Annotated in this window: 8 protein-coding genes; 4 read left to right on the top strand and 4 right to left on the bottom strand. The window is 46.1% G+C overall.

Annotation, left to right across the window (positions count from 1 at the left end; all coding sequences use genetic code 11):
• Positions 1–164 precede the first annotated feature (164 nt).
• On the top strand, positions 165–494 hold the full coding sequence (locus tag GZ78_RS22795) for a MarR family winged helix-turn-helix transcriptional regulator (RefSeq protein WP_034841414.1): 330 nt from the start codon (positions 165–167) through the stop codon (positions 492–494).
• Between the two features lie 404 nt (positions 495–898).
• Here GZ78_RS22795 and GZ78_RS22800 read toward each other — a convergent pair whose 3' ends face one another.
• The gene (locus GZ78_RS22800) at positions 899–1,201 is read right to left on the bottom strand and encodes a high-potential iron-sulfur protein (protein WP_034841416.1); all 303 of its coding nucleotides are present in this window, start codon (positions 1,199–1,201) and stop codon (positions 899–901) included.
• 196 nt (positions 1,202–1,397) lie between these two features.
• Here GZ78_RS22800 and GZ78_RS22805 point away from each other — a divergent pair, with 196 nt between their 5' ends.
• The 3 genes from GZ78_RS22805 (at position 1,398) to GZ78_RS22815 (ending at position 4,685) form a co-directional block, all read left to right on the top strand.
• Positions 1,398–2,483 (top strand): DNA-binding protein, encoded by a 1,086-nt coding sequence (locus tag GZ78_RS22805; protein WP_034841419.1) that lies wholly within the window; start codon positions 1,398–1,400, stop codon positions 2,481–2,483.
• Complete coding sequence (locus GZ78_RS22810) at positions 2,480–3,592, top strand: tyrosine-type recombinase/integrase (RefSeq protein ID WP_034841422.1); 1,113 nt, start codon at positions 2,480–2,482, stop codon at positions 3,590–3,592. Before GZ78_RS22805 ends, GZ78_RS22810 begins: the two co-directional genes overlap by 4 nt.
• A 70-nt stretch (positions 3,593–3,662) precedes the next feature.
• Positions 3,663–4,685: a protein DA1 gene (locus tag GZ78_RS22815; protein WP_034841425.1), complete on the top strand. Its 1,023-nt coding sequence runs from the start codon at positions 3,663–3,665 to the stop codon at positions 4,683–4,685.
• 178 nt (positions 4,686–4,863) lie between these two features.
• Here GZ78_RS22815 and GZ78_RS30730 read toward each other — a convergent pair whose 3' ends face one another.
• The 3 genes from GZ78_RS30730 to GZ78_RS22835 all read right to left on the bottom strand — a co-directional run bounded on the left by GZ78_RS30730 (position 4,864) and on the right by GZ78_RS22835 (position 15,992).
• On the bottom strand, positions 4,864–4,992 hold the full coding sequence (locus GZ78_RS30730) for a hypothetical protein (protein ID WP_269078787.1): 129 nt from the start codon (positions 4,990–4,992) through the stop codon (positions 4,864–4,866).
• Positions 4,993–5,481: 489 nt separating this feature from the next.
• Positions 5,482–6,816 (bottom strand): TolC family outer membrane protein, encoded by a 1,335-nt coding sequence (locus GZ78_RS22830; protein WP_051786477.1) that lies wholly within the window; start codon positions 6,814–6,816, stop codon positions 5,482–5,484.
• Between the two features lie 74 nt (positions 6,817–6,890).
• Positions 6,891–15,992, bottom strand: coding sequence for a tandem-95 repeat protein (locus tag GZ78_RS22835; RefSeq protein WP_152558898.1), 9,102 nt, complete (start codon positions 15,990–15,992; stop codon positions 6,891–6,893).
• Positions 15,993–15,998: the final 6 nt, after the last annotated feature.

Genomic DNA, 15,998 nt, shown 5'->3' on the forward strand with positions numbered 1-15,998 from the left:
GACTCTTAAAATTTGCCAGATCAGTATAAAACTGTCTAATATTTGTTCTGGTACCTCTATTGTTGCACCCGTTGTGCAGTAGGCTCTAGAGGCTGGCGAATAATAAGTATACGACGCCTTGAGCTCACAGCGTACCTATAACCTAACTAAAAGGTAGATTAATAATGACACTAAAAGGTCTGATTAAACTCACCCACCTCCTTCAGGAATATCCGCTCACCATCATACAATGGCAAATTCTGCTGGTAGTGGCTGAAAACCCAGGGGAAACCATCACTGACCTGGTGAATGCTGAAAAACTGACTTGTGGCACTCCCAGCGATATTGCTGTCAGCGTAAAGCGTCTGGGTGAAGGCCGTCATGACCGCCCGGGTCTGGGGCTGATCAAGAAGGCTCAACATGAAGACGATGGTCGATATTTCAAGCTGACCTTGACTCCAAAAGGCAAAAAGCTGGTCGAAAAAATTAAATCCAAAGCACGCTATATCAAATGAGGCACCCTTTTGGGCTCAGGAATGCTGCTAACTGGTGTTGTTGCTAGTACGGTTTTCCCAGCTTGAGCCCTGATTGCGGTTCTGGCCGCGTTATAGCTTTGGTAGTTCCACTGGATGGAGCTGTTGTACCTGCTTCAGGGTTCTTTTCCTAACACCCTCAAATTCTCTCAATGAGAGTGGCTTCTTTTTATTCCATTCAGTGTCATTAAGGCAATTAGATTTCTCTAATCAATCCGACATTCTGTTTTCTAAAAGGTTTCATGAGCATCTTTCTGCTCTGTCTTTAAGAACAAATAGGCATCTGTGATGCGAAGGGTTGGTCTCAACTGGTATGCAGATCAGGTCATAAGCTATCAGGGTTGATTTAACAGCATGAACTCCAAGACCAACCCTGACTCTTTAAATTAGGCTGGCTTTGGATTCCAGGCAGCACACCAGCCCCCCTGCTCTACCCTGCGGCCAGCAAACAGAGTGCAGCCATTATTCTTGGTGGGCTCAAAGAACATACAGTTGTTGCAGGTATTTCCTTCTTTGTATTTAGGGTTGTCCTTAGCGTCAGAAGCCTTTCTAACGTAATTCAAGGCTTTAGCCTGAGTCTCATCCTCTTCAACCTCTCCAGTAGGTGCTGTCTCAGCTGCAGAGTCCAGAGAGATCAGCGGTATCAAGCTACATGCCATTCCAAGCTGCATAAACTTTCTTCTGTCCATTATGACTCCTCATTGTTTGTCATCCGAAGCACTCTTTTGTACGCACTCTAATAAAAAGCAGATCTTTAGCTATTCCGCAAAAAACCATTATTTACTACCGGTAAGTTCAGTTACCGGTAGTAAAAGAAATACTTTAATACTATTAATACCAGTATTATAATACTGGTATTAATGGTCCGTTTCAGGATATCAAAACATGGATAACAAGACCCCTACTGAAAATCAGAAGGATATTCAGCGTAGAGAGCTGATTTTCAGAGTTCTGGACGATCTGAAGACCAAAGGCGAGCGTATTAACGCCGACAAACTCGCCCGTATTGCCAAAATGGGGAAACAAACCGTTCTACCGCATTACAATGAATGGCGGTTCCTCGATGACGCAGAGAGAGAGGTAGATGAAGAGCTCCCTGTCGATCTGGTACGTGTACTGAAACGTTCACTGATTCAGTGGAAACACGACGCAACCACTTCCCTGCGAGACTTTGAAGACCAGGCCAATCAGGAAATTGATGAACTTCAACAAGTGGTGCAGCAGCTGACAGAAGAAAGAGTGTCTCTGAAGCAGCAGTGGGAACTGTTGGAATCTGAGAATCAGAGCCTGAAAGAGCTCAATGAAAAGCTTAACCAGCAGCAATCAGAAGACGCTAAGTGCCTGGTTCAACTGAAAGAACAATTGAATGCTGAAATAGAAAAAAATAAGAAGCTGGAAGAAACCCTTACCTCCAGTAAAGAAGAGCACACCCAAGCCCTCGCCTCTCTGGAAATCAAACTCGACCACCAGTATCAGGGGCAAATCAATCACTGGATCAAAACAGTAGACAGTGAACGCAGGTTAAGAACGGATATAGAGTCAAAACTGCAGAAACAGAAAGAATCCGAACTGGCAGCACAGAAAGCACACAACGAAATCCAGTACCGGTTGGAAGCCAAGTCCAAAGCTCATCTAGATGCCTGTGAGGAGAGAAACCATTACAAGACGGCCGCTCAAGCATTAGAACCTCAGGTACAAATCATCAATGAATTGGCTCTATTACTGAACCAGCCAACGGAAGCTCTCTGCAATACGGTAAGACAGCTGTTGAATACAGAACAAAAGGCCAGACACGATCAGGATATCGTCAAGGAATCGAAAAAAGTCCAGGCTGCCCTTGAAAATAAAAACCGGGAGCTGAACGAAGAGCTGAATTCAGCAAAAGCATTGGAGCGTGAAGTCGGACGGTTAAAAGGTTACAACGACGCATTGAAACTCACTATTGAGCAGAGTAAAGAGACCCGGTCATGACCTTGCCTGCTCTCTCAGAACTGTTACACCTATCAGACCTGCAGAGCCCCTCTCCTGCTATGGATACCGATATGACCGGGGCAGCCAACGACAGCGAAATCCTTACGCTGTTTCTAAATAAATCTGCGGCGCGTTCAAGCGAAACATTGCGCCGGTATGAAAGAGAAATTCTACGTTTCAGTGCCTGGCTGTACCAAGATATGGCCGTAGGTTATAAAGAGGTACGTTTGAAGCACCTGCAAATGTATGTACATCATGTACAAAACCTCCCTGATCGCTGGTTGAAAAAAGGGGTTCTCCCCGGGCAGCCAGAAAGAATTCTTTTCAAGGCTTCTATCAAATTCGGCAAAAGCACTGATCAGGTCATCGACGTGCTCTCCTCTTTCTTCTCTTTTCTGGAGAAAAACCGTTACACCCATGGCAACCCTGCTGTCTCGTTGATTCGCTCTGGAGAAAAGCTCGCCAGAGGTACTTCTACTATTCGATTCTTCCATGAGGAGGAATGGCAACATTTATTGAATTGTCTTGAGCTTCAGAAACACAATAGGCAGATATCTGAATCGGAGTCTGCCCGAACACGATATATCATCACACTTGGTTACAGTCTGGGACTACGTGAATCAGAGCTGACCGGACACAGTTGCAACGATATTCATCCAGATGCCGATGGTGGTTACTTTCTAAGTGTTCTGGGTAAAGGACGGAAACGTCGTCAATTGCCACTGAACCATAAATTGATTGAAGAGATTAAAACCTTCAGACAAAGATTTCACTATGAAGGCCTGTTGGGAGACGACTTCCCGCTGGCTCCAAGAACCCGAAGAATCAAGGGGTCACTGGGCAGCCTATCCTCTAGGGGCTTACGCTTCTGGTGGCAAAAATTTATGACGTTCTGTGCCTCACAGACAGACAACAGCCAGCAAGCCGCAAGGTTTGATGTGATGCCATTCCATGCTTTGAGACATACCGCATTGACTCATCTTGCCCAAAAAATGGATATTGAAGATCTGGCTATTTATGCCGGTCACGACTCTATCAATACAACCAGTCAGTATTACCATACCGAGGCCAAAAGACTGAGAAAAATGACTGAAACGCATTATCTTTAAGTCGACTAGAAGCCTTGAAAGCAGCGCCTGCTAAAGTTATTGAGTGAGTATCACATGGCCAGGGAAGGACATGAATTTCTGCAAGAGCTGTCGAAAGCCAATCCATGGTAATGGCCTGGAAGCACTGGGCAGTCACTGGCACGTGCATTGTTTTAACTGTCGAACCTGTAAAAAGCCTCTCCTGAATAAATCTTTTGTTGGCTTTAATGGCCGTCCTTTTCATTCACGCTGTTTAAAATGCCCCGGATGTCGCAAAACCATCAAAAACAAATACATAGAAAATGATGGAATGCCCTGGCATCCGGACTGCTACCAAAAACAAAATCACCCCCTCTGTGCCGTTTGCCGAAAACCCTTAAGCGAACACTATTTAGTGGATTTTTGGGGCAATGCCTTCTGTGACACCCATCAGGACTATACCCAATGTTCAAGTTGCAGCCGTACTGTTTGCAAAAACATTACCGATGGTGGAATGTCTTTCCCTGATGGGCTGGTCATCTGCAATATCTGTAACCTTAGAGGCGTGATTACCCAGGAACAGGGCGACCGGTTAATGGATCAAATGCGATCAGCACTGGCTTCAGTTGGGCTTAAGCTTCATAAGTCCAGCACCCCGTTAACCTTGTGTGATCGGGACGAACTGCGTGAGGCTAGCCGCCATAATTTTCATAATGAAAGACCCATCCTGGGTCTGGCTCGCTGGAGTACTACCACAGCAGGTAATGGACAGGTTATATCCAGAGAGTTCAACGATATATTGATTCAGAAACATCTGCCTGAAGAGCATTTCAGGACAGTTGCTATCCATGAACTGACCCACGCCTGGTTCTTTTATAACAATTACCGTGATTTGCCACTGGAACTGGAAGAAGGCATGTGCGTTATGATGGAGTATATCTGGCTAAAAAGTCAGGACACTCAAGACGCAGAATTCAGGAGAATGGCCATAGAAAGCAGCGATGATCCTGTTTATGGCCTGGGGTTTCAGAAAGCAAAAGCGTCACTAAAACTGATGCCTTTGAAAACTTTGCTGCTATTTATCAAGGAAAGAAAGACATTTCCTACCCGCTGGAGTGCATTCTTTTTTCAATAAACATCTCATTCAATAAGCCGATTTACTGTTCATAGACTTCACAGCAGAGATTGCTATGATTTCAGGAACAGAGGGTTCTCAACCCAAAAAGACAGAATTCCACGAGGAAGAAACTTCATCTGAAGAAGTCAAACAAAAGCCCCTGCCTGGGCAAAGTGATAAAAGCCCCCCTACCCTTTCAGATCATAGCCCGGATAGTAGCCAGAACTTTGGAACTCCGGTTCTTAGGGTAGACATTAAGCCCCTCCCAGTGAGCATAATCCCAGCCGTGTTCGACCTGAACAACCATCCCGCGCAGGGTGTTCACGCTTAGCGTTCTGCTCCCAGAACGTAAATAGCTTTTTGATGCAGGACGTCAAGAAAGAACTTTTTCAACTTGCTGGGAAATGGTTAAGCAAGACAGAAGCCTGTTACTTCAGCATACAACGGGGTCATGGAAATAGACCTGAAGAGCTGGAGGATATAATAAAAAATCGATATGAACATAACCCGGATCTGAAAGCAGATCCTGAATACAGGAAACGAATTCGATCGATCTGCTCGTCAAGAGGTCACCTGTATTCTCTTATGGCGAGTCATTCAACTAAACGCAAGCAACACTCATACATGACTGATCGCTATCGTGCTTTCTACCAACTCAAATCACTGGCGGATCCGGGATATGTCAAATCAAGCTGATTCTATTAATCAACTCTGTCTTTGTATAAAAGAGATGGAGATGAATCAGAGTATTTCAAAGAAGGAAGTGTCAGACTTACGTAAATAACGAAAGTCTGACAATCAAATTAGCTAAAGATTAAGAACGACACTGACTGGCAGACTCGGGCAATGTGGCAGACAGTCCTGTTGCCAGAGAACCCGTGCTCTGAAGTAAGCGATACTCACTGAACTTGAGATCATTACTGCCACGAATCAGCGCGTTACTGGCATTAAAGAATTCTCTCTGACTGTCCAGCATATCCAACAATGTTCGAGTACCCACCTGAAATTGTTTTTTATAATAATCACGAGACTCTCTGGACAATGAAACGTGACTTTCCAGTGGATTCAGCCTGTCCTGACCAAAGCTGACCGCCACCCAGGCCAGGCGTACCTCCTCTTCTATCTGGCGTTGCACTCGATTTTTAACTTCAATCGCTTCGTTCATCAGCTGACTGGTCTGAGCTTTTCTGGCTGAATCAGCGCCACCGTTATAGAGATTAAAATTAAATCTCACTAAGGCAGAATGATCATAAACGGTGCCTTTATCGCCATTAACATCTTTCCCCCAGGTCGCCCCCAGAGCTAACTCAACAGTGGGACTGAACGTGCTTTTACTGCCTTCATACTGCGCTTCAGCGGCTTCAACATCGGTTCTTGCTATCTCTAAAATAGGATGATGGCTACCGGCCAGTTTTAACGCTGATTCAAGATCCATTGGCATTTGATCGACTGAATCAGGTGTTTCAAAGGTTTCAGGTAGATTTCCGACGACCCTCCGATACAAGGTTTCGGCATCTCTCAACGCGGCCTGACTGGTGATATGATTTGCTTTTGCCAGTACCAGACGACCTTCTGCCTGGGCCTGATCAGCGTCGGAACTCAAACCAATATCAGCCTTTCTGCGAATCAGTTTTACAATCTCTTCATGCTGAGTCAGGTTGTCTTCTGCACTTTCTACCAGCAAGCGGTTTCGAATGACACCAATATAGGCTTCTATAGCATTGAGACTGATACTCTCAACGATGGAACAAATCTCCAGATTAGCGGCCTTGCTACGGGCCTCCTGTCGTTCAAGATCATAGGAGGTAAATTGACCATCCCATAACAATTGGGTCGCAGTCAGGCTGGCTTGCCTTGTTGTTCTGTCAGCATGTTTATCTGTACTTTGCCCGGTGTTGTAAGCACCCAGTGTGGTGCCATTTCGGGTGCGCTCGTAGCCGACATTCCCACTTAAATCGACTTTTGGATAAAAGCCTGCTCTCGCCTGTTTGACCTCATGACCAACGGCCTGAGCAGCGCTGGTTCGTACCATGATTTCCGGATTAGTGGCCAGTGCTGTATTCACACTGTCCAGTAACGTGTCGGCTGAAGCATACCCTGAAGTCAGTACAATGCTCAGTCCTATCGTTTTTACTACTCTCTTGGCCATTAGAATTCTCCCTGTATTGGCATTTTGTTTCTTGTTGTTATTCTTATTTAGAGTATTTCTGATGAGATCTGATTCTAAACAATCAGCTGTCCATTGCTGATAAGCTGCGTGATGACATCTTCATCCGATGCATTCACGCCCCATTCTGTGCTGACGCCATCAAGAACAATGTGTAACGTCTGCAAATCTGAATCTGCAGTACTGTTAAACTCAATAACTGTGTTGTCCTGATTAACGGTCACAGTCAGTCCCTCTGCCGTAATGTCAGAGATAAACTGAGCAATATCCGATGTGTTCTCTGTTACCAGAAGATCACTGAGGTCCAGATAATCCGCTTCAGTATCGCCACTGGTGTTTCCTACTTTGAAATCAAGGATACGGTCTATCTGTACAGAATCTTCTTCAAGCAGGTTATTGAGTGTGAACTGGAATGTATCTGCACCCCCATTACCGATCAGTACATCGTCAGCAGTGGTTCCCGTTATCAGATCGTCCGCCTCTGTACCTGAAATTGCGCCCCCTTTTATATTGACGGTTTGCACGACACTGACGGCATCATCAGGGTCCACGGCTTTGTATGAGAATGAATCACTGACACTGCTTTCAATGGAGCTGAGCACCCAATTACTGAGACTGTTATTCGATGCTGCGGAAAAGTCCATCTGTACAATGCCCAGACCTTCTGTATTGATCAGGTGCTGACTGCCGTGGCCCACAGAAATTGAAGCGCTATAGTCACTGTCGCTGATGCCTAACTGAGCTTTATTAAAAGACCATGTACCCTGACTGCCATCCTCGAAGGTGACAGAAACCTTAACAGCCCCCTTCTGACTGGCACCAGCATCAAAATGACCTCCCAGCCCATCTACACCAATAACAGCAAAAGCGATAGCGGCAGAATACTGGACACTGATGGCATTACTTCGCTTGATACCATGATTCTTGATTCCAAGCCCAATACCGACATGACCCGGCTGGTTATATTGTTGAAACTCGCCATTCTGGGTAGACGTGGTGACAGTGACATTCCCGTGAGTACTGGTCAGAACATTGCCATCATTATTCAGAATGCCCCACCCCTGCATACCTGGCTGTGATGCTGTACCCAGATCAAGATCAGCGACTTCATAGTTGAGGTCGTCAAGATTGTACTGTGTAGTGCCCAGATCACTGACCTCAACGTTTTGCTCAGTCCCATTGTGCTGGAGGAACAATCGGCCGTACTCAGGCAACTGTTCAATAATGACTTGTAACTGGGCATCAGAATGATCCGGGTCAGAAACATATTGACTGAAATCTACGGTTTCTGAGACCGGCTCAATGACAAACCCCTGAGCAACAGGGTGGTCATTCTCGGCAGTGACAGTCAACGTAGCGTTCAGTACATCACTATCCAACTCGCCATCATGAGCCCATACACGAATCTCTCGATCGCCCTCAACAGGGTCATCCGAGGTATTCTCATAATGAATGGAAGACAATAAAGCCTGGTAGGCGGCAACCGGAGCTGTGCCTGAAAAGGTAACGGTCAATACTCCGTTTTCATAGTTATCCTGTCGTATTATCCCGGCAGGAAGCTGAGCCTGGTAAAGATCGGACTGCTGATCAAAATCGCCGGTGATCTCAACCACCAGACTCTCCAGTGTGCCATCCACATCAGATAGCATCATCCCCTCAAACAGTTGGGTGGGTTCTGTCTGCCCTTCCTGATATGTTTGCTCTATCTGACTGTTACTAAATAGCAGACTGGCATCGAGTATCTGGCCATCCATGCTCACTTCCAGAACAGCACTGCCTCTGTTTTCCCAGTAAACGATTTCTATATCGTAGAGTCCGTCAGTGTTCGCACTGAAACGACCACTGCTGTTTCCTGCTCCACGATCTCTATCAAATTCGGTGACGACTTGACCATTAATCTTCAGACTGAAACCGTCATCTGAACGAACCGTGAAGTTATGGTCACCGGCATCCAGCTTGATTTGCCCGGTAAACCGGAGTCCCATCGATTCGAAGGGTTCATCTCCCAGACCTGAAAGTTCAGAACCATTATTACCAATGAACTGGCTGAGGGTGTCCGGATTACCATCATCAAAAGCAAGCGTATGGGCAAGGAAGGTGGCATCGGGCGCTTCATCATCCATAAAGGTCAGTACTTCTGACAACGAATTAAAAGCACTTTCAGAAACAGGACTGACATCAAACACTTCGACTTTCAGGCCAGAACTCGTTGCCAGCAGTGGTTTGTCATTCACAGCCGCAACGTCAATGGCAATTTCTGAGCGGGTCTCCTGAGTTCCACCATTACCATTATTACCCCGGTCATTGCTGATCATAACCAGCTTGTCGCTGCCGTTATAATCTGGAAGTCCCTGGTAGGTGAGAGTTTTCAGCGCCTGGTTTATCGCTTTCTGACTGCCCTGAAGAGTAAGACTGTTAGAATCCTGGCCATTCAGACTCAAGCCATCGGACGACCCCATGGAAAGACGACCATGCTCTACCTGAAGAGTCACCCGAATAGCTTCATCATTGGCGTCAGCATCCTGAATACTGAGTTGATCAATCAGAAGCACCGTATCCTCAGTAGCCTGTATTGGTGATTGAGCAAGATTCAATGCATCAGACGACAGCTCATTTTCATCGAAATAGTTTTCTGGTGCATCATTCAGCGCACGGATAGAAATTCTCGAAACGACTGATTGCCCATCTCCTTGACCATCATTTACTTTCCAGGTCAGCTCTCTTTGGGCTGTCGAAGGATTGTCACCCGTACTGGTAAATGTGATGGTTTCAAGTACCTGTTCAAATGCTTGTTTCTCAAGACCAGCAGGGTTCAATGCTGTAATCGACAATGTTCCTGTAAGAGCATTCCAATTGACGGATACATCTGGCTGTTCACTTAACACTCTCAGCAGATCATGATCAGCATCGTAATTCTTGCTGATTGATACAGTGACGGACTTAATATGAGTACTGTCAGGATCAACCAGTGTCAGGGCATTATCGAGAACGACCTGGCCACTATTTTCTTCATAAGTCCAGTTACGCACCTGAGTCACATAGGCACTATCATTCTCGGCAGTTACATTAATGGTCGACTCAACCGTCAGGCTGTCATCCTGACCATCATTTGCAATCCAGGAGACCGTTCTTGCTCCCTCCACCGGGTTATCACTGCTGTTTTGATACTGAACCTGTCTTAGAAGAGCCTCAAACTCGCTCACAGAAACCGGATTATTGACGGGGTCTTTGGCAGTCAGCTTCAAAAAGCCCTGACCATTCCACAGTGCAGAAATTTTTGCAGAATCGTAAAGGCTGTTATCAAGCTCCAGTCGTTCTTGTCCATTAACATAGCCTTCAGAGATTCGAATCGTCACACTGTGGAGGTTCTCATTATCAACATCCGATAATGAGAGATTGCTGTCCAGGGTTTGATAACCATCGTTTTCAACATAATCAAGTGGCAAGCTTTGCACTGCCATTTCAGGCGCGTCGTTTATTGCAAAGACGGTCAGAGTGGTTGTAACCGGGTCACTCCATGTATGACCATCATTTATTTTAACCGACAGTAAACGTTGACCGGCCAATGGATCTTCGGATGTGTTTTCATAAGTCACAGCCGCCAGAGCCGATTCATAGGCAGCAATACTGGCCTTACCGGATAACCTTAAAACTCCAGTCTGGCTGTCATAGCTTTCTACACTAATGCCATTTGCAGCGGTGAAATCAAGTACATCTTCGCCCTGCTGGAAGTTTATAATTTTAACTTCGGCACCGGCCAGTTCTGTATCATCAGTATCACTGAGCCTGAGCCCCTGATTCAGTGATATTGCTCCGTTACCTTCCATGTAGGAAGTGCTGTTCTTCAGCGTACTGCTCTGATCGAGAATCTCATAACCATTACCACGATCAATCTCTACTTTCAGGACAGCATTCACTGCATTCTCGAAGTAAATCAGCTCAAACGACTGAGCCCCTCCCTCATTCACATCAACGGTGTACGTTCCGGCAGTGGGTGCGGCAGACCTCAGTCCTTCATATTTAGCGACTTCCTGACCATTTATTCGAAGTATAAAGCCATCGTCGGAAGTGATGCGGAAGCTATGTGTCCCCACCCCTAACTCGATCTGACCTGACAGCCTGAATGCCATGGTTTCAACATTGGCGGTAGTATCTCCAGTCAGATCTTCTGCACCATCCCCCAGGAACTCAGCCAATGTGGGAGCAGAATTATCGCTATAATCAATCTTTGTTGCCGTAAAGGACGCATCAGGCTGATTATTTTGAATCAGATCAAAGGCCGCCTGAAGGTTTGGAATAGAGCTGTTGGTATTAAACACTTCACCAGTGAGACCCGATGAAAGCATGATGACAGGGTCATCATTATCGTAGGTAATGGTCTCTTCAAAAAATTCATTGCCATTACCGGCATTATCTTCAACAGCGTCTGCTGCCAATTGAATGCTGATATTCCCCTGATCAACACCGGGATCAAATGCAGGTTTGATCTTGAGCTCATACTGACCGTTACCAAGATCAGTGACGGACTCGATTACACCATTTTCAACATTAAAATCACCGGGCAGAAGCTCGGGCCACTCATTTTCATCGGTGTAACGGGTATCACTGAGACTGAAGATCGTTGTGAAGGGTTGGCTGTTTACCTGACCCGGGCCAGTCATATCCGCTTCAGGTGAAGTGGTATCCAAAGTAAATAGATAAGCAGGACCTTTCTTGGAAGTATTTCCTGCATCATCACTGATTCTGGCGTTGATCTTATATTCACCATCGGTCCAACCATCAGCCAGGAGACGCTCAGGAATCATCACTTCAGCCTGATCATCCAGAAGGTCTTCAGCAGTCACAAAATAATCAATAGATTCAGATTGTCCGCCCACCTGTTTCAGGCTCAGTCGGACGCGATCACCGACTTCAACACCTTCTGGCAGAGAGACCAGAACCTTGAAGCCTCCGGTGTTCTCGCCTTCATTAATGTAACCGTCATCGGGGCCAAGCAGAGTGACAACGGGTTTGCCCAGATTATCGGGCTCATGGTCTCCATCCGTATCGCCCGGAACGGTAAAATCCAGTGTTACAGAATGCTGTTGATCAGCCTGATTATCCGAAAGATCGTTGGTTGAGGCTTCAAAAGAGACAGAACTGTCATCGTCGAATTGACGCAGGAATGCCTGCTCCAGTTCAAGCGTAAACCGTCCATTATCAACTAGGGTCGTATAGGAATACTCTGTGGCTACACCGGCAATCAATCCAGTCAGTTTGATACTGACAGACTGACCGGATTCTACTCCCTGAGTTCTGCCATTCACTTTTACCAGGCTGCCGGCTTCGTTCCAGCTGATATCTCCGGATTTGTTCAGGCTAAGAGAAGTAATGACAGCATGATTATCAAAAACAACCTGCTGAACTGCATATTCTTCCTGAGGTGCAAGATTACCAGCTTCATCCACCACTCTGAGCCAGTAATTGACTTTTTGACCGTTTGTGCGACTTGTTCCTTCCGCTTCAGTATACGACCAGTCCTGCCCATTGACGGTCACACTATTAAGCCAGGTTCTTCCTTTATCCATGGAAATCTGCAGTGATTCATCTTCAGTCAGAGCCTGATTCAGCGAACCTGTCAGTGTTAACCCGTCAAAATCATGGGTTCTGAAATCATTATCGACGCCGGAATCATTACTGATGGCCTCAATGGTAATCTCTGTACCTGATAATGATGTATCAAGAACCGTTGAATCGGTTTCAACGGGAGATGGATTGCCCAGTTTGTCAGTAACACGGGCATCTATCTGAATCGTACCATCATCAAAACTTTCAAGGTCTATACCACGACCACTGTCGTGTTCAGGATTTTGAGGATAAAGGGTGAGAACGAAAGAACCGTCGGCTCTGACAGAAGCTTCATAATTGAACTCGGTATCACCCTGGTAGAGCTTGATCTGAACTTTCTGGCCCTGCTCTGCCCCATCGGTCATGCCCGATACTTTAAATGTTTTGGTAGCTTCAACACTATTGATACTTTCACCAGTACTGAACACTAAACTGCCGGGGGCGATTTCCGGTGAGTTTACATCAACCAGTAAATCAGCAGTGTCCGGGGGTGACTCATTTCCAGCTCTATCAACAACGTTTGCTTCAACTTCAAACTCAGTACCGAATTCATCTGAACTATTGATAGAGTCCTGATCAGGTATCGAGAAGTACCAGCTTCGATCATCTTCACCCATAATGAATTCTACAAGCTGAACCCCCTCTTCCTGCTCAGGAAACTCACGATTAACGTAAGTTTTACCGTTTACAGTCACCTTCAGGTATTCATCTGCACCCAGAGTGGCTTTTAACTTTCCAGAAATCTCAGGAGTCGAATCATTGGTCTTGTGGTTAAAGACAACAGTTCCCTTGGGTGCTCGGGTATCAAAAACCAGCTCATTCTGAGTGGAATCCTGAATAGAATTTGGATCAAGAGACGGGTTAAGAACCGTAGCTGTCACCTCATAAACGCCGTCTGCTGGCAAAGGATTACCCGCCATATCCAGAGACCATTGGCCGTCACCGTCTACTTTTAAAGGAGCTGATCCGACACCGGCAGTAAACAGTTGTCCATTGACCAATACCTGCAGAATCTCGTTTTCACCCAGAGCAACCTGCCCTGTCAAAGTAGGTTCAGGATCGTTGGTGTAAAGCAAATCAACAGTCGGTGCATCCAGCACGGGAACTACATTCACAGAGATGATCTGCGGGTCGGTTGTCGCTTCAGAATCACCATCTCGGGTAACGGCTGTGACCTGAAGTTGAAAATCACTGTCACTGTTTTCGGGCGGCAAGATGGTTAACTGAGCGAGGTTCCAGCTAAGAATATCCATCTCAACATCAGACGGGGTGATGGTCACAGACTGCTGTCCATCTGAAACCACTGAGCCTACTGGCATACCTTTTAGAATCAGTTGGGTGACCTGTTCATTGGTATCACCAGTATCACCAACAGAAACCTGGATGCCGGACAGATCAATGGGAGTATCTTCATTTCCAGATGTTGATGCAGGTACCACCAGGTCGGCTGGTTCAGCAACAGGTAATATTTCAACTTCAAGTGGTTTCTGAACAAGTTCAGAGGAAGTACTGTTTTGCTCGTTACTGGCCACACTGACAGTAAAGGTATGAGTACCCGAATAATTCAGTGGCGGTATTGCTTTTAACCCCACCTCATCACCAGGATTCAAAACAAGAATCCCCACCGATACAGCCAGCTCACCCTGGGCATTTATAAACTGCCATCCTGGAGGAATATTACTGATGGAAACAGGCGACAAGAGCTCACTGCCATCCTGATCACTAAGCATGGCCTGAATATTCAGGGCGACAGCCGTATCTTCATTACCACTGGTATTAGAGACATTAAGAATGGGTTTATCAGCAACAGGATCAACAGTCAGTGTGGCAGTTGAAGGCGTTGAATCCACGCCATCAGACACGTCGAAGTTGAAGGTAACCTGACCACTCCAATCTTTTGAAGGTTTAAAAGTCCAGCTTTGGCTCAAAGGATCATAGCTCAGTGAACCACTGCCTGATGACACGGAAGAAATGGAGAGGTTTTCTGCACTTAAATCTTCCAGTGCATTGTCAACATCAGTGGAACCGGCCAGCAGTTGCTGTTGTGTGATGACGATGCCCTGATCTTCATCGGTACTGTTCAGGTTTATTGGAGTTTCTGTCACCACAGGAGCATCGTTACTGCCCGCGATCGTAATGGAAATTTCAGCAGGTGTTCCATCAATAGAATGTACCGTGATGATATCTTCAAGGTCAGGGCTATCAGTGTTCAGTGCATCGACAACAGGATGGTTATTATTCAGGGTGTATTCCCAGACACCATTAGCCTGCATAACCAGTGTGCCGAACAGGCCATTTATCGATTTAGCCTGAAAACCATCAGCGTTACTATTATCAACATCAGTAGCAGATAACTGACCCGTCACCTTAGAGCCCGGAACACTGTTTTCTACAACATTACCGCTGAATCCATTAAAGACATCTTCAATCACGGCGGGATCGTTCAGTCCTGTGACTGTTATCGTGGCTGTTGAACTGGATTCTGCACCACTGTCATCGGCCATGGTGTAGGAAACAGTGACAGCCGTTGATTCGCCAGAGGCCAGAAAGTCAAAATCAGCGCCTGGATCAAACTTGAGCTGATTATTTTCAATGCTGACAGTTCCTGTTCCTTCCTGACTCAGAGCAACCGATTTAAGGGTGAAGTTTTCAGGTGTGTCACTGTCATCTTCATCCGTGTCGTTTGCCAGAACATCGACCATTAGAACGGAATTCTCTTCCGTTGAAAGATCAACATCAGCAACGGCTACAGGAGTATCGTTGGAACCTGAGATGGTCAAAGTGACCGTTTTTGCATCACTGCTGGCTGAACTGGTGCCAGAATCATCGGTAGCGATATAGTCAAAAGTGACCGTAACCGACTCATCTTCATCCAGACGATTAAAGTCAGGATTGATGACACTGTAGCTACCATCAGGGTTGATGGTGACTGAAGTATTCTCCGGATTTACAACATCCAATTCGCCGTCATTGGTAGAGACAGATTCAGCTACCAGACTGAAAGTATGTGAGTCGGTAGAGTCTTCATCACTGACCGATAAAGAGCCTGTAAACCTGGCCGCTTCCAGACCATCATTCTCAACCAGATTTCCATCTTCTGTCAGATTACTGAGCGTAACATCTTCAATCACTGGTTGATCGTTGTTGCCAGTGATGGTCAGAGTAACGGTCTTCTCTTCACTGGACGCTGAATCAGTGCCAGAGTCATCGGTTGCAATATAACGGAAGGTGACTGTGACGGATTCACCGTCGGCCAGTGCATTGAAATCTGGATTTACAACACTGTAACCACCGTCTGTGTTTACAGTTACAGCAGTATTAGCTGCATCAACTACACCCATCTCATTGTCATTGGTCGTAACAGACTCTGCAACCAGACTGTAGCTATGAGTATCAGTGGTGTCTTCATCAGACACAGATGGCAGAGAGCCTTCAAACCTGGCTGCTTCCTGACCATCGTCTGCAACCAGGCTGCCATCTTCGCTCAGATCAGACAGTGTGACATTCTGAATCTCAGGTTGGTCATTATTACCGGTAATGGTGAGAGTCACCGTTTT

The organism is Endozoicomonas numazuensis (assembly GCF_000722635.1).
GTDB classification, from domain to species: Bacteria; Pseudomonadota; Gammaproteobacteria; order Pseudomonadales; family Endozoicomonadaceae; genus Endozoicomonas_A; species Endozoicomonas_A numazuensis.